Source organism: Shewanella sp. T24-MNA-CIBAN-0130 (assembly GCF_040310185.1).
GTDB lineage: Bacteria > Pseudomonadota > Gammaproteobacteria > Enterobacterales > Shewanellaceae > Shewanella > Shewanella psychromarinicola.
Map to the genome: position 1 here is coordinate 1 of NZ_JBEOPP010000061.1, position 20,561 is coordinate 20,561.

The window sequence follows — 20,561 nt, forward strand, 5'->3', positions numbered from 1 at the left end:
AGGCTTTTGCTAAGATTGTATAGCATCTAGCAGCGAAGCGTCCTCGAAGACCGCAGGTCGTCCTAGCAGCCGCAGGCGCCCTATTCCTAGCATCTAGCCGCGCAGCCCTTCCTAGAATAGACTTAACATGCCAGTGCGATGAAACATAAAATAAAATTAACCAAGCTGCGTGTATTAAAGACGTCAAGTGTACGTCGAATGATAAATCAATTAGTTACTCCAAGATTCAGATCACAATTGATAGTGTTTTTGCTTAATATAAAACCAATTAATGACTTAAACGCAGTATTTATAGGCATTAAGGCTTAAAAATCCATTCAAATAGGTAAGGAATTTTGCTACTATCTTGGGTCGTGAATGGGATGTCACATGTTCAGACTAATGAGCAAATATAAACAAGCGAGTCATAATGAAATCTTGGTATTTACTGTATTGCAAAACGCGTCATGAAATACGTGCACAGCAAAATTTGGCGTTGCAACAAGTCGATAGTTATTTACCTATGATCACCCAGCAAAAAACCGTACGTAACAAGCAAAAAATGGTTACGGCGCCTCTTTTCCCTAGCTACCTGTTTATCTATTTCGATCCTCAAATCACTAGCGTGAGCAAAATCCACAATACCCGTGGCGCTAACCGCATTGTTGGTTGTCGAGAAGTGATGACGCCCATTGACGACAGAATTGTTTCAGCGCTTAAACGACGAGTTCAAGATTATGTACCAGAAGAGGTAAAACCATTAGGCAAAGGCGATAAAGTCAAATTTGTCGACGGACCGTTTAAAGACCTTGAAGCCATATTCGATGAGAACAACCCAGATAAACGTTGCCATGTGTTATTTAACATTATGGGACAACAGAAACGAATTTTAGTCGAACTTACCAATTTACAAGCTACATCAAAAAATGACCCAGCAACTTAAATGGCTAAAGTAGCAGACAATCGCGATGTTTTTTGTAGGATATTGTCCATTCGTAAAATGAGTATAGGCAATTAACTGAACGATTTTAAGCTTGAGAGGTTGAATTTTAACCGTTCAGGCGATGTGGGTACTATTTTAGAAAAAATTACCACGGTTAGCGACTTTTACTCAAGCATCCAAGTCGATTTTTGAGTATAATCTTGCGCTCAATTATTGACTGCTATGGTTTTTAGCCAATAAAAATGAATATTTCGCACAGCGAAGGGCACTTTGGAAGCCGTAATCTATGGGCGGTAGCGTGCCTTTAAATCGATGACAGCCTAGAGCGCTTCGCTGCTAGGACGCTACGCGGCTAGAGGCTATAAAATCTTAGCAGCGAAGCTGTTCTTAGCAGGACGAAGTCCGCTCTCTGGCGAGCCTGCGAGTTCCTAGAACCTAGCAGGACGAAGTCCGTCCTAGAACTTAGCAGGACGAAGTCCGTCCTAGAACTTAGCAGGACGAAGTCCGTCCTAGAACTTAGCAGGACGTAGTCCGCCCTAGAAGCGAAGCGCACTATCCGCGTAGCGGCCTAGAATCTGGCGAGCCTGCGAGTTCCTAGAACCTAGCAGGACGAAGTCCGCTCTCTGGCGAGCCTGCGAGTTCCTAGATACTAGCAGGACGAAGTCCGCTCTAGAAGCGAAGCGCACTATCCGCGTAGCGGCCTAGAACCTTAATTACAAAAATAATATTGGAGATACCTGGTGTTACATAAAACCAAAAACGCATTGATAGCAGGCATGACAGCCTTTATTATTTTAACCACGCAAGCGCATGCTATTACCCCAACACCGCAAATGATTGAGCAGTTTAAACAATTGCCCAAAGCAGAGCAGGAGCGAGTGGCAAAACAGTATGGTATAGACCCTTCAATACTCTCAGGCAGTGCTAATAATTCAGCTGCTGTGACAAATCCTAATGTTGTTGAACCACGTCAAAATCAAACAAATGGACAATCAGCAACAACTAAAACAAGCGAGTTTGATTTTAATGAAGACAGCGATAAAGACGCTTTAAAACGTTTCGGTTATGAAATGTTCGAAGGTGAACCAACCACTTTTGCTCCCGTAACCGATGTACCTGTTCCAAGTGAATATATGGTCGGTCCTGGCGATGTCATTAAGGTTCAGTTATACGGTAAAGAAAGTAACGAATACAGTTTAACCATTAATCGTGATGGCACAGTGCAAATTCCCGATTTAGGCCCAGTATCGGTTGCCGGATTAAGTTTTGCCGATTTACGTCAAGAACTGTCAAAACGCATACAGCAGCAAATGATCGGCATCGAATCGAATATCACCATGGGTGAATTACGCTCAATTCGCATTTTTATCGCTGGCGATGCTTACAAGCCCGGTTCGTACACAGTATCGAGTTTATCCACCATTACTCAGGCGCTATTTGTGGCAGGTGGTGTTAATGAAATCGGTAGCCTGCGTAATGTGCAAGTTAAGCGCAACGGTAAGTTAGTAGGCGCATTTGATTTATACGATTTACTGCTCCGTGGTGATGCCTCTGGCGACATTAACCTTCGTTCAGGTGACGTAGTATTCATTCCATCTATTGGTGGCTTAGTCAGTGTGGCGGGTGAAGTACAACGCCCGGCCATTTACGAGCTGAAAAAGCACGAAACCATTAGTGATGTTATCAACATGGCCGCTGGCATCAAGCAAGGTGCGTATCCTAAAAATAGCAGTATTGAGCGTTATAATGCCAATGGCTTAAAAACCATTGTTAATGTCGATTTAACCTCTGCACAAGGCAACAACACCTTAGCTAAAGCGGGTGATTATATTCGGGTTAAAAATGCCTCTAATCAATATGAAGATGCTATCACCGTTGTGGGTGCAGTCGTTCGCCCAGGTAAATACCAGTGGAAGCAACAGCGAATAAGCGATCTACTGCCGTCTATTTGGGGCGATTTATTATTATCTGCCGATTTAGATTACGGTTTGATTGTGCGTGAAATCAACAAACATGGCGACATCGAAACGCTGCAATTTGCCCCTGGCGAAGCCATTACGTCACCCAATTCTGTGCAAAACCTGCGCTTACAGCCTCGCGACAAGGTGATGATATTTAATGTTAATGATGATACTCAAAATCGCTTTGAATTAAATGCACTGGTTAAAAAACGGGTTAATAAAGTTGAATCACTTAAGGGCGATTCATTACTGGATGCAGACCTTTTTAAAGCAGGATTTGAAACCTTAGACAGTACGGTAACAAGCAAATATACCAATCAAATAGCGGGCGTGGTAATAAATGTAGACACATCTGCAGAGCAAACGCTGGTTGGCAGTGAAGTATCTCAGATGCTGTCAAATTTATTTGAGGACAGAGACTTAATTAAACTCAGTTATGTTATGTCACGCAAAGAATTACTCTACCCCATAGTGACCAAACTTACCCAGCAGGGTGATGCACAACAAGGTATACAAATTGTCGCCATCAGCGGTAAAATTCGACACCCAGGGGTATACCCGTTAACAAACTCTGCAAAAGTTACCGACTTAATTAAAGCGGCTGGTGGTCTGTTAGAAGGTGCTTATACTGAGCGAGCAGAACTGACACGTACCCAAGCCACGGCAGCAATATCCGATATCATTCACAAGCAAATTAACCTTCATGCTGCCATTAATGGTAATCAACAAGAAAATATAGAACTTGAAGGTCGCGATATGGTGACTATTCTTACCACGCCAGAATGGCAAGAAAGAAAAGTTATCGAAGTCAAAGGTGAAGTTAAGTTCCCGGGTACCTATAACATCAGGCGCGGTGAGCGATTATCGGATGTTATCGCTAGAGCCGGTGGTTTTACCGAATACGCTTATCCTTATGCCGCGGTATTTGTCCGTGAATCCGTACGGATGCAAGAACAGCTCGAAATTAAAAAGTTAGCCAATCAACTACGTCGAGATCTGGCTACTCGTGGCATTTCAAACGATGGTTCAAGCATTAATTATTCCGAAGCACAGTTGATGTTAACTGACTTAGAAAACATCCAAGCAGTCGGTCGATTAGTTATAGACTTAAATGCACTTAAATTAGGTATTAAAGAAGCGGATGTTCAACTTGAAGACAGCGATGTATTGTACGTGCCAACCATTAAGCAAACCGTTGCCGTTATGGGTGAGGTTCAACACCCTACAACGCATCGATTTAAAGAAGGCTTAACCCTAGACGATTATTTAGTGATGTCTGGTGGCTCAAGAGAACGTGGCGATGAAGATAGAGTCTACGTCATCAAGGCCAATGGTTCGGTGATGATGCCGACTCACAATAGTTGGTTTAGCAATGAATCACAAATCTCCGCCGGTGATACTGTGATTATTCCGCTAGACACTGAGTACAAAGATAAATTAACCCTTTGGTCGCAAGTTACCCAGATTATTTATAACTCTGCTGTAGCCTTTGCTGCTATTTCAGGGATCTAGGCTTCTAGGTTACTAGGGCGTGACTTCGTCACTGCTAGGATCGCTTCGCTGCTAGGCCGCTACGCTGCTAAAACGGACTTCAGCAACGATAACAAGCGATAACAAGCGAACGCTGCGCTCACGGATAGAGCTGTCGAGCACCTAGGCACTTGTTTATTTGCTTGTTATTGTATGTCATCAATTACGGAACGCCCCTTCGGTGCTACGGATGACGGAACAGCCTGCGACCTATCGGTTAAATCCGTAAGCGAAGTGTTCCATTCTCCGTTTTTTTCTCTATTTTGCTTAACCAAGGATGGTCATGAAATTTCAACGTTTAGAAGTTTGGCAGCTGAGTTATGAACTATCTTGCTCTATCTATCTGCAGACTAAAGGTATTCGAGATTGGGGTTTTAGAGATCAGATAACGCGTTCAGGTTTATCAGTACCTTCCAATATTGCGGAGGGGATTGAGAGGAAAGGAATAAAAGAGCAAGTTCAATTCTTGTTTATTGCCAAAGGTTCGCTTGCAGAATTAATGACTCAGTTAATGATAGGACGAGACATTGGTTATTTAGATGCTGATTTTGTAGACGAAAAGTTAAAAATTGCTGAGCGCATATCAGCAATGCTAGCAGGCTTGATTTACCGCATTAAAAGTCATAGTCCATCATAGGAACGCAGCTTTGTAACGTCCTATTATCCCTGATTTTCTACGTAATGAGTTTACGAATATTCCATAATCTGTAATCGTTCTGCTCTCGGTGAGTTACGAACTTTCCGTAATCTGTAATCGTTCTACTCTCGGTGAGTTACGAACTTTCCATAATCCGTAATCCGTAAGCGCAGCGTTCCGTTATCGAACGTCAACAAAGAGACACACGTTAAATGTCTATAGAAGTTTCAAAATACCAACAAGATTCAGAGTTTAATTCACGCGCAGTGGCCGACGACGAAATCGATCTTCGTGAGCTTTTTTCTGTAATTTGGCAAGGTAAGTGGTTAATTATTGCCATCACTGCAGTGTTTGCTATTGGCTCAGTTATTTTTGCCATTAATCAGCCGAATATTTATAAGTCAGAAGCGCTATTAGCGCCTGCTGACTCAGAGCAAGGTGGCGGTGGTTTAGGTGCGCTGGCCGGACAGTTTGGTGGTCTAGCCAGTATGGCTGGCATCAACTTAGGTGGCGGTGGTGGTGTTGATAAAACCCAAATGGCAATTGAGGTGATGAAATCACGTCAATTTACCAGTGACTTTATTCAAAATCACAATATTTTGCCTGACTTAATGGCGGCTAAAAAATGGAACATAGCAGATAACAGCATCAGTTATGATGAAGATGTATACAACGCTGCCGACAATAAATGGTTACGTGAAGTTCAGCTGCCTTTTAAACCTGAGCCATCAATGCAAGAAGCTTACAAAGAGTTCAGTAAAATTATTGCCGTTAATGCGGCAAAAGATACTGGCATGGTTACTGTGTCAGTAGAGCATCTATCCCCTCAAGTTGCACAGCAATGGGTTAATTGGTTAGTTGCGGACATCAATAACGAAATGAAGCAACGTGATGTTGCTGAAGCCAATCGAAGTAAAGCTTTTTTACAAACACAGATACAACAAACGAATGTCGCGGATATACGCACAATTTTGTACAAATTAATAGAAGAACAAACAAAAACAATCATGTTTGCAGAAGTGCGTGATGAGTATGTGTTTAAAACCATCGATCCTGCGTTTGTTCCAGAAGAAAAAGCCAAACCGAAGCGCGCATTAATCTGTGTTCTAGGCACCATGCTAGGCGGAATGTTGGCTGTAATGTTAGTGTTAATTCGGTATTTTGTCAGAAAAGATTAACACTCTTTGCTTTTATAGTCTCTAGCAGCGAAGCGCTCTAGCAATCTAGGCTCAACTCTTTTGCCGCCTATTGGGACGGTTTCTAAGAAAACCGTAAAACCTAGGTTCTATGCAGGTTAGCGAAGATTGACCTGTCTCAAAATGAATTAAAAGTGTCTCAGCATGATTTATAAGGCTGAGATCGGAAACTGTATCTACTCAATTCACCTCGCCTAAATCGACCTCTATTTAGGCGACTTAAGACCTCTCGGAAACATACAAATGAAAATTATAGTCACAGGTGGAGCGGGTTTTATCGGCTCTGCAGTAGTGCGTCATATCATCAATAACACTCAAGATAGCGTCATCAATATTGATAAATTAACCTATGCCGGTAATCTTGAATCATTAGTGAGTGTTGAGTCAAGTGAACGTTATGTTTTCGAGCAAGTCGACATTTGCGATCGCGCTGAGTTAGATAGAGTCTTCAAACAACACCAGCCAGATGCTGTGATGCATTTAGCTGCAGAATCTCATGTTGATCGCTCTATTACTGGACCATCAGACTTTATTCAAACCAATATCGTTGGCACTTATACGCTCCTTGAAGCAACTCGCGAGTATTGGAACTCATTATCAGCTGAGGCCAAGCTAGCCTTTCGTTTTCATCATATCTCAACAGATGAAGTCTATGGTGATTTACCACACCCTGATGAGCAAGACGGCCTGAGCTCTGATGAAGCGCTGCCATTATTTACCGAAAACACGTCTTATGCACCAAGCAGCCCTTATTCAGCATCAAAAGCATCAAGCGATCATCTAGTCAGAGCATGGTTACGCACTTACGGTTTGCCAACGTTGGTGACTAACTGCTCCAATAACTATGGTCCTTATCACTTCCCTGAAAAGTTGATCCCACTGGTTATACTTAATGCGCTAGAGGGTAAGTCGCTGCCTATTTATGGTAAAGGTGATCAAATTCGTGATTGGCTCTTTGTTGAAGATCATGCCCGTGCGCTCTATAAAGTCGTCACCAGTGGCAAAGTGGGTGAAACCTACAATATTGGCGGCCATAACGAAAAGCAAAATCTTGAAGTGGTAAAAACCATTTGCAGTATTTTAGATGCCCTAGTGCCTAAAGAGACTCCTTACGCTGAGCAAATTACTTATGTAACAGACCGACCAGGTCATGACCGTCGTTATGCCATTGATGCCAGTAAAATGAGCAATGAATTGCACTGGGAGCCTGAAGAAACCTTTGAGACTGGTTTACGTAAAACCATCGAATGGTATCTAACCAATCAAACATGGTGCCAACATGTACAAGATGGCAGCTATCAACGTGAACGTTTAGGCATTAATTCTTGATAGTGTAGTTTTTGATACTGGGCATGTTTTACGTATAGAATTAGAGGATTTATGAAAGGAATTATATTAGCTGGCGGTTCAGGTACACGTTTATACCCACTGACACGAGGGGTATCAAAACAGTTATTGCCAGTGTATGACAAACCCATGATCTACTATCCACTGTCAACATTAATGCTTGCTGGCATTAGAGACATATTGGTTATTACTACGCCAGAAGACAATGAAGGTTTTAAGCGTTTATTAGGTGATGGTTCTGATTTTGGGATCAATCTAACATATGCAGTACAACCTTCACCTGATGGTTTAGCGCAAGCATTTTTGATTGGTGAAGAATTTATCGGTAAAGACAGTGTGTGTTTAGTATTGGGTGATAATATTTTCTATGGTCAATCCTTTAGTAAAACCCTAAAGAATGCGGCGAATAGAGAAAAGGGTGCCACAGTATTTGGTTATCAAGTCAAGGACCCAGAAAGATTTGGTGTGGTTGAGTTTGATAACGATATGAAAGCCGTATCGATAGAAGAAAAACCAACGAAGCCCAAATCGAGTTATGCTGTCACAGGCTTATATTTCTACGACAACAGTGTTGTCGAAATGGCAAAGCAAGTTAAGCCGTCACATCGCGGTGAGTTAGAAATAACTACCTTGAATGAAATGTATTTAACCAAGGGTAACTTAAATGTTGAGTTACTCGGTCGCGGCTTTGCATGGCTCGATACGGGTACCCACGAAAGCTTACACGAGGCGTCATCTTTTGTGCAGACTATTGAGAATGTGCAAGGACTAAAAGTGGCTTGTTTAGAAGAGATCGCCTGGCGTAATGGTTGGTTAAGTGCGCAGCAACTAGCTGAATTGGCTAAACCGATGATGAAGAACAACTATGGTCAATATTTAGCGCGTTTAGCGAACGGATTATAATATGAAGATCCTAATAGCAGGCAAGAATGGCCAAGTCGGCAGTTGTTTAGTTGACCAACTAAGCCCCCTGTCTGATGTCACCTTGTTAGCATTAGACCGCGTGCAGCTCGATATAACTGATTCAACTCAGGTTAAAAAAGTTGTCGCAGAGTTCAATCCAAATATCATCATTAATGCTGCTGCCTATACTGCCGTTGATAAGGCCGAACAAGAAAGTGAATTGGCCTATAGTATTAATCGTGATGGACCACATAACCTAGCGGTTGCAGCGAATGAAATAAATGCCACCATCATACATATCTCAACAGATTATGTTTTTGCTGGAGATAGTCTTGAACCTTATGCTGAGTCTGATAAGACCAATCCTCAAGGTGAGTATGGGCGCAGCAAACGGGCCGGTGAACAAGCGGTTGAACGAGCTTGTTCACGACATATTATATTAAGAACCGCCTGGGTATTTGGTGAACACGGCAATAACTTCGTTAAAACCATGCTACGCCTTGCTAAAACCAGAGATACCTTAGGGGTTGTTGCCGATCAGTTTGGTGGCCCTACTTATGCGGGTGATATAGCAAACGCCATACTTACAATCTCAAAGCAGATTACGCGTGATAATCATGCTTATGGCGTCTATCATTTTTCTGGTTTCCCTCATGTCAATTGGCATACTTTTGCTGAAAGAATATTTGAAATGGCATTGGAGCAAAACGTACTCGTCAAACCTATTCAAGCTAATCCAATAACAACACTAGACTATCCAACACCAGCTAAACGCCCTGCAAACTCACGTTTAAATTGTGACAAGATTCACAATGTATTTGGCATTGTGCAGAGTGACTGGCAAGCAGCGTTAGTGCGAATTCAAGAGTATTCATAAATGAAAGTAATCGATACGACAATCCCTGACGTAAAAATCATCGAATCTGCCGTTTTTGGAGATGAACGTGGATTTTTCATGGAAACCTGGAATCAACAAAAATTTGAGGAGCTCGTAACTGGTAAACCCACTAAGTTTGTACAGGATAATCATTCTAAGTCCAAGAAAGGTATTTTACGAGGTTTGCATTATCAGACTGAAAATACCCAAGGTAAATTAGTACGTGTCGTGTCTGGCGAAGTATTTGACGTTGCTGTAGATATCAGAAAGGGATCTCCTACATTTGGCCAATGGGTCGGGGTATATTTATCCGCAGAAAATAAACGTCAGTTATGGGTGCCTGAAGGGTTTGCTCATGGATTTTACGTTATTAGTAAAGAGGCTGAGTTTGTGTATAAGTGCACCGATTACTACAATGCTAAAAACGAAGCATCAATAAAATGGGATGATGAAATATTGAACATTAAGTGGCCGCTCAATGGGCATATCCCTTTATTATCAGAAAAAGATATGAATGCATTATCTTTCGAGCAATCTCCTAAAGTGGATGCTTAGAAATGTTAAAGAAAAGAGAGTGGGATTCCAAATTTTTTTCAAAAAATATTTGGGAATTGAATGAAATAAGTGACAAAGTCCAATATGAAAGCGGTTTAATTATATCCAAAGTTAATGCAAGTTCTTACGAAGATATTAATAAGTTAAATAGCTTTAACTTTAGATATTGTGAAGGTGAACTTGATTTTGAGTATCAGCTTTCTGATAGTGATTTATTGAGAGATAGCTTGACAATTGCTACTAAGGGTCAACTGCCGAAAATTCTTGATTCTGCTAAACATCTATATTCATTTAGCCGCTTTCGAGAGCCATGGTTTACCCTTGCAGAAAGAGAAACTTTTTATTCACAATGGATAATTAATTCTTTGCTGCACGGTTTTGAAAATTTATTTTTAATTGATATAAAAGATAATGAGATTAGAGGGTTTGTAACATTAAAGTTTGACGCTGATATTGCAAGAGTTGGTTTGATAGGTGTCGCAGAAAAACATCAGAGAAAGGGTGTTGGTCGAGTTTTACTGGATGCAGTGAAACATGAAAGCGTTAAGCGAGGCTTTATCAAGTTAAGAGTTGCGACTCAGCTCAGTAATAAAAATGCAGTTAAACTTTATGAAAAAAATGGCTTTGAACTAATAAACTCGTTTTTGTGGTTTTATAAATTAGAGAAATAAAATGATACCTTTTAATAAGCCTCCTGTAACAGGCAATGAATTGAAATATATTGAACAAGCCATGAACAGTAATAAGTTGTGTGGTGATGGATTCTTTGGCATTAGTTGTCAAAAATGGTTTGAAGACAGATTCTCTACAGTCAAAACATTACTTACTCCGTCGTGTACGCATGCACTAGAATTAGCAGCACTTTTAATAGACATAAAACCGGGTGATGAAGTCATCATGCCAAGTTATACATTTGTTAGTTCAGCTAATCCATTTGTATTACGTGGAGCAAAAATAGTATTCATTGATATTAGACCCGATACAATGAATATTGATGAAAAACTAATTGAGTCTGCGGTTACTACAAAAACTATAGCGATTGTTCCAGTTCATTATGCTGGAGTTCCTTGTGAAATGGACTCTATTATGGAGATTGCTGAACGTCATAATTTGGTTGTGATTGAAGACGCGGCTCAAGGCGTAAATTCATATTATAAAGGAAAAGCTCTTGGAACTATTGGTCATCTAGCTGCTTATAGTTTTCATGAAACTAAGAATTATTCAAGTGGCGGCGAAGGCGGACTATTATTAATAAATGACAAAAGGTTTGAAGAAAGAGCTGAAATAATAAGAGAGAAGGGAACAAATAGAAGTCTATTTTTTAGAGGTATGGTCGATAAGTATAGTTGGGTAGATATTGGTAGTAGTTATTTGCCATCTGAAATTCAAGCTGCATATTTGTGGGCACAATTAGAGTGCTTTGAAAAAATCAATGAGAAAAGACTTAACATTTGGAATAGATATTTTAGCGCATTTGAACAATTAAAAGAAAATGGACTGATTGATCTTCCTGTAATTCCAGATGATTGTATGCATAATGCGCATATGTTCTATATTAAAACGGATAATTTTGATGAACGACAAGAGCTTATTAGCCATCTAAAGAAGGACGGTGTGCTGGCTGTATTCCATTACATACCTTTGCATAGTTCTGTGGCAGGAAAACGTTTTGCTACTCTAGTTGGCGAAGATAAGTACACAACAACACATAGTGAAAGATTGTTAAGGTTACCTCTTTTTTATAATATGAAAGATACTGAAGTTGATCAAGTGATTTCATCAGTTGTGAGCTTCTTTGCCTCTAGTACATAACACATGTTTCATGTTGATGGTTTTACTATAATGATTTTTAAGGTTAAACAATGAGTTGTAGGGTTTTACATGTTGCTCCTTTGGAAAAATTTATTCCACCATTTATAAATTTATTTAGAACTGAGTTTTCGGGCACTGGTCAATTTTTTTATACATATGGGAATTTCGATAAGTATCCATATGTTGATGGTGAGGACTCCAAGCATGTATTCAGAACTGGAGGGAAGTTAAAGTACATATTTAATAAGTATAGCCCGTTACTAATAAAAATGTATAGGGCTGAAAAAATCATATTGCATGGTTTGTCTGATTTCTCTTTGGTACTTTTACTTGCATTCAATCCTTGGTTATTAAAGAAATGCCATTGGTGTATATGGGGGGCAGATTTATATATTCATCAGACTAGCAAAAAATCAGTCGATAAAAGCATAAAAGAGATTTTTAGAGGTTTCGTCATTAAGCGGATTGGTTTTTTAGTTAGCTATCTTGAAGGTGATGTGAATCTCGCAAGGAAGTGGTACGGTGCAAGGGGGACCTATAAGAACTGTTTATTATATCTAAGTAATGTTTACACTTCACGTCCTCAAGTGACAGTAAAAAAAGAAACAGTGAATATACAGGTTGGTAACTCAGCTGAAATTAGCAATAACCATATAGAAGTGTTAGAGGCTCTGCGCAAATATAAAGATGAAGATATTAAGATATTTATGCCTCTGTCTTACGGTGATAATAAATATGCTTCAGAAGTTATAATAAAAGGGCGTGATTTATTTGGTGATAAATTTGTACCATTGATTGATTTTATGCCATTTGATAAATATTTGGAGTTTCTAGATAGTATTGATATAGCTATTTTTAACCATAGGCGACAGCAAGCAATGGGTAATACTATTACGTTGCTTGGATTAGGTAAAACTGTTTATGTCAGGCAAGATACGTCTCAATGGGAACTATTTAAAAGCCAAAACATCGTCGTTAAATCACTTGATTCCTTTTGTTTAAAGTTAATGAGCCCAGATGTTCGCTCCAAAAATATTTCTGCAGTAAAAAATAAGTATTCAAAAGAGAAATTAATTTGCCAGTATAAGGTTCTGATATCTTGAATTTCATTGGATTTTATTCATGACACCAACAAAAATAATGCAATTTGCTTTAGGGCCAATTGGTGCTGCTATTTTAGGCTTTGCAACTTTACCTATCATTACTTGGTTTTTTAATGTAGAAGACTTGGGCAGGATCGCAATGCTACAAGTCGTACTGGGTTTTAGTACATTATTTTTTAGTTTGGGCCTTGACCAAAGCTATGTTAGAGATTTTCACGAATCTAAAAATAGAGCAAAGCTCTTTAAAACCTCTATCTTGCCTGGAGCCTTTTTACTGTTAGTGTCGCTTAGTTTGATTTTGATTTTTAATGGGCTCTTATCTGAGCTTGTTTTTGATGTTAAATCTAGCTGGTTGAGTGTGATGGTCGCTCTTGCAATACTTTCAACATTCATCTCTAGATTTTTGTCATTAATCTTAAGGATGCATGAAAGAGGTGTTGCATTCTCAATGAGTCAATTGCTTCCAAAGTTTTTTTTACTATTAATAATAGGTTTTTACGTTTTAGCAGGGGCGAATAAAAACCTAGAAAATTTAGTTTACGCTTACGTTTTTGCTGCTATTTCGGTGAGTGTTATATTTTCTTGGAATACTCGATTTGAATGGTCGAGTTCCCTTAGTCAAAAAGTAGACTTTCAACAGTTAAAGAATTTACTGTCCTTTGGACTGCCACTAATTTGGGGGGGAGTTGCTTTTTGGGGCTTGACTGCCACAGATAAAATAATGATTAGATCTTTATCAACCTATCAAGAACTAGGCATATATTCTGTTTCAGTGAGTTTTGCGGCAGCGGCCACTATTTTACAATCTGTATTTTCGACAGTCTGGGCTCCAACAGTGTATAAATGGGCAAGTAACGGAGAAAGTATGGATAAAGTACATTCTGTTACTCGTTATATTTTATTGTGTGTGGTCATAATATTTTGCTTGGCAGGATTGTTTTCATGGTTAGTTACTTACCTATTACCTAGTGATTATGCCGACGTCCAATGGATTTTGGTTTCATGTTTAGGATTCCCTTTATTATATACGATTTCTGAAACGACAGTAATAGGAATAGGTTTAGCGAGAAAAACATCATACTCCATGCTGGCTTCATTTCTAGCCTTGGTAGTAAATTTATCCGGAAACATCTTATTGATTCCAATGTATGGGGCTTCTGGAGCTGCCATTAGTACATGTATTGCATTTTTTGTTTTCTTTATTTTGAGAACTGAATTTTCAATTTATTTATGGAATCCTATTCCAAGGTTAGGCCTCTATGCTTACACTTCATTATGTGTTTTTGGGGCGGTAGTAAGTACCCTTTATGGTGAGAAAGTTTATGTCTATATACAGATATATTGGTTAGTGATGTTGGTTAGTTGTCTATTTTTCTTTAAAAGAGAATTCAAGAGTCTTTTAGTAGTAATGTTATCAAAAGTATATTCATTGAAAGTGAATGGCAAATGAAAATTTATTTTATTTGTCATTTGTGAAATTTTCATAATTTATCTTAGTATTTTAATACTTATAATATGATGGTTATTAATTGAGAGTTTAGTTATGTTTAGTTTTATATGTAAGGTTATTTTTTTGAAAGTATTAAAATACCCTTTAATTTTATTCCCTAGTCAATCCTTAATAAATATATTTGCTAAGTTTTCATTCGAAGTTACGAGTTATAAACTTAAAAAATATAATGTAACAATGGGGGTCGGAACAATAGTGATGAACAGTACATTCTCCAGTTCAACTAAAGGTGATAGTTTTTATATAGGCGATAATTGTACTGTTACAGGAGCTACTTTTTTAGGGCATGATGCCTCTCCAACATTATTTTTCCCTGCATTAGTTATGAAGGATGAACTCTATTTACCAGGTTCTAGAACATCATATCGTCATAGTATTAAAGTGGGTAATAATGTTTTTATTGGCTACGGTTCAATTATTTTGCCTGGTATAAATATTGGCGATAATGTTGTAGTGGCTGCAGGGAGTGTTGTAACTAAAAATGTGTTGTCGGGGACCGTGGTAGGTGGGAACCCTGCAAAAATGATTAAATCAATTGATGAATATAAAAGCAAATATGAATCATTACAAAAAGAATATCCAGAGAGGTTTTAATTGTGAATGTAAAAATGTCTAGAGATATAATTTTACTAAGTAATGCTTACTGGCCTTCAATTGGAGGGATAGAAAATTCATTGCGGCACCTAGCACAAGAGGCCCACTCGGTTGGCGATAATGTAGAAATTATAGTTAGTGATATAGGACTGGATGATACTTTAAAAGGACACTCGACAGAGTTAGTCGATGATGTTCTCGTTACTCGATATCCACTCCAGCCCTTTAAATTTAGGCTATTAACTACAATAAACATTATATGGTCTAATGTGTTGTTATTTAAGCTTCTTCGTCAAAAGAAGCTTGCCTCACCTGATGCAATTGTTATCGCCAGGTTTCATTTTGCTGCTTTCATAGCTTCGCTTGTTGGTTTCAAAAGTGTTAAATATCTTGTTCCATCAATTTTTTCTGAGCAATTTGGCCACGAAAATACAGGGCCTTCATCTTGGTCGTCAAGGTTACGTATTAGATTAAAAACACAACTTCACAGCACTGTTCAACGTGCCGCATTAAAAAAATCGAATGTCTTTGTCTTTAGTGAAACAATGAAAAAACAATGCGCATCTCTTGTTGGTGATGATAGTGTCCAATATTCTATTGTAAAACCAGGTGTCAACACCGATCGTTTTTACCCTATAGACGCCAAGCAAAGAGAAACGCTCAGAAGGGAACTGAACTTACCAATTAACGAACCAATAATTCTTTTTGTTGGTCGTTTTGTTAAGGCTAAAGGTGTTAGCTTACTTGTTGATGCTGTTGCTAATGTTAGTCAAGCGTTCCATTTAGTTTTGATTGGAGCAGGAGAAGAGTTAGAGAGCTATGAAGCAAAGATAATGTCGTTAGGTTTAGCTGATAGAGTATCCATTATTCCACCATTAAGAGATGTAGAGAAATACTATCGTTGTGCAGATATGTTTGTTATGTCTTCTAGCTACGAACCTTTAGGACAAACGATTCTGGAAGCGTTTTCTTCTGGTTTACCTCTTGTTGCATTTAAGAAATCAGTGAGTGTTAATACAGCCACGCAAGAGCTCGGTATGGATGGATTTATAACGTACGCGAATCTGCATAATGAGATTGAATTAGCTAAAGCCATTAACATTAGGCTATTAGCAGTACCTGAGTTTGGCCGTGAATCTCTTGCTGAACAATCAAAGGCTAAATTTAGTTGGGAAAAACTTTATAGTGATTTAGTTCGCTAATGAGCACGTATATCGAACAGGAAAAATCAACTCCTAGAGATATATCTTTTTCAATAAAAGGTATGATTCTATTTTTGCTTTTTATTATTCTGCCATTATTTGACATGGTGAATGGGTTCTTAGTTGTTGGTGATTACCTGCCAGAAGGCGGACTTGCGTCGCCATCTCAATTAGGTAGGCTCTCAGCGACTATGATTTTATTCCTGGTCTGTATTTTTAAGAAGCTTAATACTGGATGGGTTTTTTTACTTTATTACTTAATTGGTATTGAAATATTTTATGGTTTACAGCATTTACAAACATATGGTGTTATGTATGGAATAATGTCAGCCTATAAAATCGTTTATATTGTTCTAACATGTATTGTTCTTAAGTTTTACTTAAAAAATGAACGTGATTATCGTCTTTTAGGTAAGCTTTTAAAATGGAATTTATATTTAATATCTGGTTCGCTTTTTTTCACGCTTTTTTCAGGTCTAGGTAATAGTACATATGGGCATGGTTTTGGTACTAAGGGCTTCTTTGCGTCAGGCAACGGGATCGGGGTTTATATGGGCGTGATGACGTTGATCATGTTCGCTTTCAAAAAGTACAAAATATACGAAAATGTCAGTACTGTTGCGCTTGTTATATTTGCCTTATCTACAGGTGTTATTGGCTCCAAAACAGCGATGCTATTATCATTAATCTGTTTATTTTGTTTGATGTGGTTTTCACGTTATAGGTCTGTTTGGTTAGTGTTAGGAGTTGTCGGGTTTATTTTGATTCTACCTAAAGTATACGAAGTTTTTAATGTCGTATTTGATGTTGTTGTTAAGCGTTATGAAGCTTCTGAAAGTTTAATTATGTTTCTTGGAAGCGGTAGAATAGGTTATGTAGAAGGTGCTTTGCATGTTTTTTTAGCGCAGAGTGACGTTAATCTCAGGTTACTGTTTGGTAGTGGAGCATTTGTCTCATATCAAGTTCCGGAGATCGCTATATATGATACCTTAGAGACTGATTTGTTTGACGTACTGTTTATGTATGGCATTGTTGGTGTTTCATTCTTTTTAACTTTTCTTGTCTATATCGTTTTCAGTTTAAGAAAGCATTTTATCTTTTTATTAGCAGCGGTATTACTGTTTTCTCATTCTATTATAGCTGGTCATGTCATATTTAATGGAATGAGTTCATTTGCAATAGTCGTACTGTTTATAATTTCAAATATTTTAAAAAAAAGGCCGAGTAATGCTCAGTAATCTAATCAATTTTATGGTGGCACGTTTACGAGGCCGGCCGTTTAAAATCGATCCCTCAATAACCAGCACTGAGCTTATGACGCTATTAATCAGGCAAGGTATTTGTTTGTTTAGAGGCGTGTTGAGAACAAGGAAGTTGGTATCTATTGGCCGCTCGGTCATTCTAACATCGAAAAATCGTATCAAGCTTTCCAAAGGAGTGTCGATTGGGCGGTATTGCACTATTGATGCTATCGGTAAAAAGGGCATTGTTATAGGCTCTGCGACCTCGATTGGTTCCTTTTCCCTGTTAAAAGTGAGCGGTTCCTTCGTCGCTTTAGGGGAAGGAATAACGATAGGCAGTAATGTTGGTATCGGAGAGTTTGCTCATATTGGTGGTGCTGGCGGTGTCAATATTGGCGATGATACTGTAATCGGATCCTATTTTAGTGTTCACCCTGAAAACCATATTTTCGATGATATTTCTATACCCATTCGCTTACAGGGTGTTACTCATCAGGGTATACGAGTTGGAAAAGGGTGCTGGATCGGTGCCAAAGTGACTCTATTAGATGGTGCTAAAGTGGGTAATGGATGTGTTGTCGCTGCCGGTGCAGTTGTTAAGGGGGTGTTTCCTGATAATTGTGTTATTGGCGGAGTTCCTGCCAGAATTTTAAAAGAAAGATAATATGTCTAATAATGTTGATTTGTATTATGTGCACCTTTTCAATGATTTCAGTGGTAGTCCTCGCGTATTAAAGGATGCGATAGACAGTGAAGTTAATGATGCCAGTAGCACTTATGTTTTTACTAGCCAGCATGCTGGCTTTCTCGATAATGTAAACGCACAACGTGTTAATTGTTTTTATGCAAGAAGTCGTCATCGCTACATGCAGTTATGTTATTACCTGCTATCTCAAGTTTTATTATTTGGGACACTTTCTGTCTATTTATTGAGAGGCTTGATAAAAGGGCGTAATTCGACAGTGGTAATTAATACCATGCTGCCTTTTGGTGCGGGTCTGGCCTCTAAAATAATGAGGGCCAAGGTTATCTATTATGTACACGAAACCTATATTAAGCCTGAACTATTAAAACGGTTTTTACGTTTTTTTATTGAACATTGTGCAACCCATGTTATTTTTGTGTCTAAATATCTTCAATCTGCAGAATCTTTTTCAAAACCCGTTCAAAGCGTTATTTATAATGGTCTGCGCAATGATTTCCCTCTCATTACAGAGGTTCAGGAAGATTTAAAGTTTTCGGGTAAGCAACTGTTTTTTGCGGGGTCACTAAAATTATATAAAGGCATTGAGCAGTTGCTACAACTGGCTGAGTTGATGCCGGAGTTTAAGGTGTTGGCGGCAATAAATTGCGAAGTTGAAGAGCTAAATGAGTTTATCAGTGATAGAACCGTCCCCAATAATATGACCTTAATTGCTCGTCCAGCCAATATTCAAGAGCATTTTGTAAGCAGCTTTGCTGTTTTGAATTTATCCTTACCTAACGGTTGGATAGAAACCTTTGGTTTGTCATTAATTGAAGGGATGGCATTTGGTAGCCCGGTTGTCGCTCCCCCTGTTGGTGGACCAGTTGAATTTGTTAATAACAAAAATGGTTTGTTGATTGATTCAAGAGAAACTGAAAAAATTGTTGAATTTATCCGCTATTTGAATAGTTCTATCGACGTGTGGAGTTCTTTTTCAAAACAGGCATTTTTAACATCAAAACACTTTACTGCCACTGAATATAAAAAATCTTTTAAACATTATTTCAAACAATATAATTTAGTTTGAACTCTACTAAATGAGTAAGCACAATATTATGATATCAATAGTAGGAACTGTAGGTTTACCTGCTTGTTATGGTGGTTTTGAAACATTAGTTGAGAACTTGGTTGAGGAAGATTGTAACAAAGATATTACCGTTTACTGTTCTTCAAAGAGTTACGATAAAAAAATCAGCATGTATAAAGGGGCCCAATTAGTTTATATCCCACTTAAAGCAAACGGTCCTCAAAGTATCATTTATGATATAGCTTCATTGCTGCATGCTCTATTTAAGCAGCCTGATGTTGTTTTGATCCTTGGTGTTTCTGGGTGCATTTTTCTGCCTCTTTTTAGATTATTATCAAAGTCAAAAGTAGTTACTAATATTGACGGCCTTGAGTGGCGAAGAGATAAATGGGCAAAATGGCCTAAGCGCTTTCTTAAATTTTCAGAAAAGTTGGCAGTAAAGCATTCTGACGTTGTTATTTCAGATAATCAGGCTATTGCTGATTATGTTCAAGACCAATATGGCGTAAAGAGTACCGTTATTGCCTATGGTGGTGATCATGCTGTTAGTAAAGAAATGACTAGCTCTGATGATGGTTTTGCTTTGGCGTTATGCCGTATTGAGCCTGAAAATAATGTCGAGATGATACTTCAGGCTTTTAGTCAAACAGATAACCCCCTTAAATTTATTGGTAACTGGAATAGCAGCGAATTTGGCCGTTCTATGAAAAGTAAATTTTCTGTCTTCAATAATATTGATATTATTGATCCTATTTATGATATCGATAAACTCTCTGTCTTACGTTCATCTTGCTCTTTTTATGTACATGGGCATTCAGCGGGAGGAACTAATCCTTCCTTAGTTGAAATGATGCATTTCGGTAAAACAATTTTTTGTTTCGATTGTAACTATAATCGCGCCTCTACTGAAGATAAGGCAGAGTTTTTTGCTGATGCGGACGTGTTAGTCGAGCTTATAAAATTACAAGATACTATTGATAATGGTCAATCTATGCTTGAAATTGCTCAGCGTAGATATACGTGGGATATTGTTCGTAAGCAATATTTTGATGTAATGCAGTCAAGTTGATCCAGTGACCACTAGTTATTATTTTAAATAATTAGAGTTTTAAAGTCAGATCCATTAGACGTGCAGTGGTTCGCCATATTATTGAATCTACCAACGATTCAATCATAAATGTAGATGGTCTTACCTATTTAGGCAATATTTAGCCAAGGGCAACGGTAGCAAACAATGAGCGTTACCATTTTATGCAAGTAGACATTTGTGGTGCTAAATCTATGGCTGAGGTTATTGACCAATATCAGTATGATGCGGACATGCATTTAGCTGCATAAGTCCATGTTTATCGTTCGATTAAAGGCCCCAGCGACTTTTAAGGCACTCATCATAATGGAT

At 38.5% G+C, this 20,561-nt stretch carries 18 protein-coding genes; all 18 read left to right on the forward strand.

Features of this window, described 5'->3' with window-relative positions:
- The first annotated feature begins 409 nt into the window (after positions 1-409).
- The 18 genes from rfaH (at position 410) to AAEZ02_RS18540 (ending at position 20,231) form a co-directional block, all read left to right on the forward strand.
- A complete protein-coding gene (rfaH, locus tag AAEZ02_RS18455; protein WP_351124348.1) occupies positions 410-922 on the forward strand; it encodes a transcription/translation regulatory transformer protein RfaH in 513 nt (170 codons plus the stop codon).
- 740 nt (positions 923-1,662) lie between these two features.
- Complete coding sequence (locus tag AAEZ02_RS18460; protein WP_351124351.1) at positions 1,663-4,395, forward strand: SLBB domain-containing protein; 2,733 nt, start codon at positions 1,663-1,665, stop codon at positions 4,393-4,395.
- 301 nt (positions 4,396-4,696) lie between these two features.
- Positions 4,697-5,050, forward strand: coding sequence for a four helix bundle protein (locus tag AAEZ02_RS18465; RefSeq protein WP_351124354.1), 354 nt, complete (start codon positions 4,697-4,699; stop codon positions 5,048-5,050).
- A 212-nt stretch (positions 5,051-5,262) separates the two neighbouring features.
- Positions 5,263-6,228 (forward strand): Wzz/FepE/Etk N-terminal domain-containing protein, encoded by a 966-nt coding sequence (locus tag AAEZ02_RS18470; RefSeq protein WP_351124357.1) that lies wholly within the window; start codon positions 5,263-5,265, stop codon positions 6,226-6,228.
- Between the two features lie 261 nt (positions 6,229-6,489).
- Positions 6,490-7,575, forward strand: coding sequence for a dTDP-glucose 4,6-dehydratase (gene rfbB, locus AAEZ02_RS18475; protein ID WP_351124360.1), 1,086 nt, complete (start codon positions 6,490-6,492; stop codon positions 7,573-7,575).
- A gap of 51 nt (positions 7,576-7,626) precedes the next feature.
- Positions 7,627-8,496 (forward strand): glucose-1-phosphate thymidylyltransferase RfbA, encoded by an 870-nt coding sequence (rfbA, locus tag AAEZ02_RS18480; protein WP_351124363.1) that lies wholly within the window; start codon positions 7,627-7,629, stop codon positions 8,494-8,496.
- A 1-nt stretch (position 8,497) separates the two neighbouring features.
- Positions 8,498-9,373: a dTDP-4-dehydrorhamnose reductase gene (rfbD, locus tag AAEZ02_RS18485; protein ID WP_351124366.1), complete on the forward strand. Its 876-nt coding sequence runs from the start codon at positions 8,498-8,500 to the stop codon at positions 9,371-9,373.
- Positions 9,374-9,928 (forward strand): dTDP-4-dehydrorhamnose 3,5-epimerase, encoded by a 555-nt coding sequence (gene rfbC / locus AAEZ02_RS18490; RefSeq protein WP_351124369.1) that lies wholly within the window; start codon positions 9,374-9,376, stop codon positions 9,926-9,928. It abuts the gene before it with no gap.
- A 2-nt stretch (positions 9,929-9,930) separates the two neighbouring features.
- Positions 9,931-10,599, forward strand: coding sequence for a GNAT family N-acetyltransferase (locus tag AAEZ02_RS18495; protein ID WP_351124372.1), 669 nt, complete (start codon positions 9,931-9,933; stop codon positions 10,597-10,599).
- Position 10,600: 1 nt separating this feature from the next.
- Entirely contained in the window at positions 10,601-11,740 is a 1,140-nt protein-coding gene (rffA, locus tag AAEZ02_RS18500) for a dTDP-4-amino-4,6-dideoxygalactose transaminase (protein ID WP_351124375.1), read from the forward strand.
- A 50-nt stretch (positions 11,741-11,790) separates the two neighbouring features.
- Positions 11,791-12,843 (forward strand): TDP-N-acetylfucosamine:lipid II N-acetylfucosaminyltransferase family protein, encoded by a 1,053-nt coding sequence (locus tag AAEZ02_RS18505; protein ID WP_351124378.1) that lies wholly within the window; start codon positions 11,791-11,793, stop codon positions 12,841-12,843.
- Between the two features lie 19 nt (positions 12,844-12,862).
- On the forward strand, positions 12,863-14,293 hold the full coding sequence (locus AAEZ02_RS18510; RefSeq protein ID WP_351124381.1) for a lipopolysaccharide biosynthesis protein: 1,431 nt from the start codon (positions 12,863-12,865) through the stop codon (positions 14,291-14,293).
- 123 nt (positions 14,294-14,416) lie between these two features.
- Positions 14,417-14,947: an acyltransferase gene (locus tag AAEZ02_RS18515; RefSeq protein ID WP_351124384.1), complete on the forward strand. Its 531-nt coding sequence runs from the start codon at positions 14,417-14,419 to the stop codon at positions 14,945-14,947.
- 2 nt (positions 14,948-14,949) lie between these two features.
- A complete protein-coding gene (locus AAEZ02_RS18520; protein ID WP_351124387.1) occupies positions 14,950-16,149 on the forward strand; it encodes a glycosyltransferase family 4 protein in 1,200 nt (399 codons plus the stop codon).
- Positions 16,149-17,387: an O-antigen ligase family protein gene (locus AAEZ02_RS18525; protein ID WP_351124390.1), complete on the forward strand. Its 1,239-nt coding sequence runs from the start codon at positions 16,149-16,151 to the stop codon at positions 17,385-17,387. The genes AAEZ02_RS18520 and AAEZ02_RS18525 overlap by 1 nt, the downstream gene beginning before the upstream one ends.
- Positions 17,377-18,054: an acyltransferase gene (locus AAEZ02_RS18530; protein WP_351124393.1), complete on the forward strand. Its 678-nt coding sequence runs from the start codon at positions 17,377-17,379 to the stop codon at positions 18,052-18,054. Before AAEZ02_RS18525 ends, AAEZ02_RS18530 begins: the two co-directional genes overlap by 11 nt.
- Before the next feature lies 1 nt (position 18,055).
- Positions 18,056-19,162, forward strand: a complete 1,107-nt coding sequence (locus AAEZ02_RS18535; protein WP_351124396.1) for a glycosyltransferase family 4 protein — start codon at positions 18,056-18,058, stop codon at positions 19,160-19,162.
- Between the two features lie 10 nt (positions 19,163-19,172).
- The gene (locus tag AAEZ02_RS18540; protein WP_351124399.1) at positions 19,173-20,231 is read left to right on the forward strand and encodes a DUF1972 domain-containing protein; all 1,059 of its coding nucleotides are present in this window, start codon (positions 19,173-19,175) and stop codon (positions 20,229-20,231) included.
- Positions 20,232-20,561: the final 330 nt, after the last annotated feature.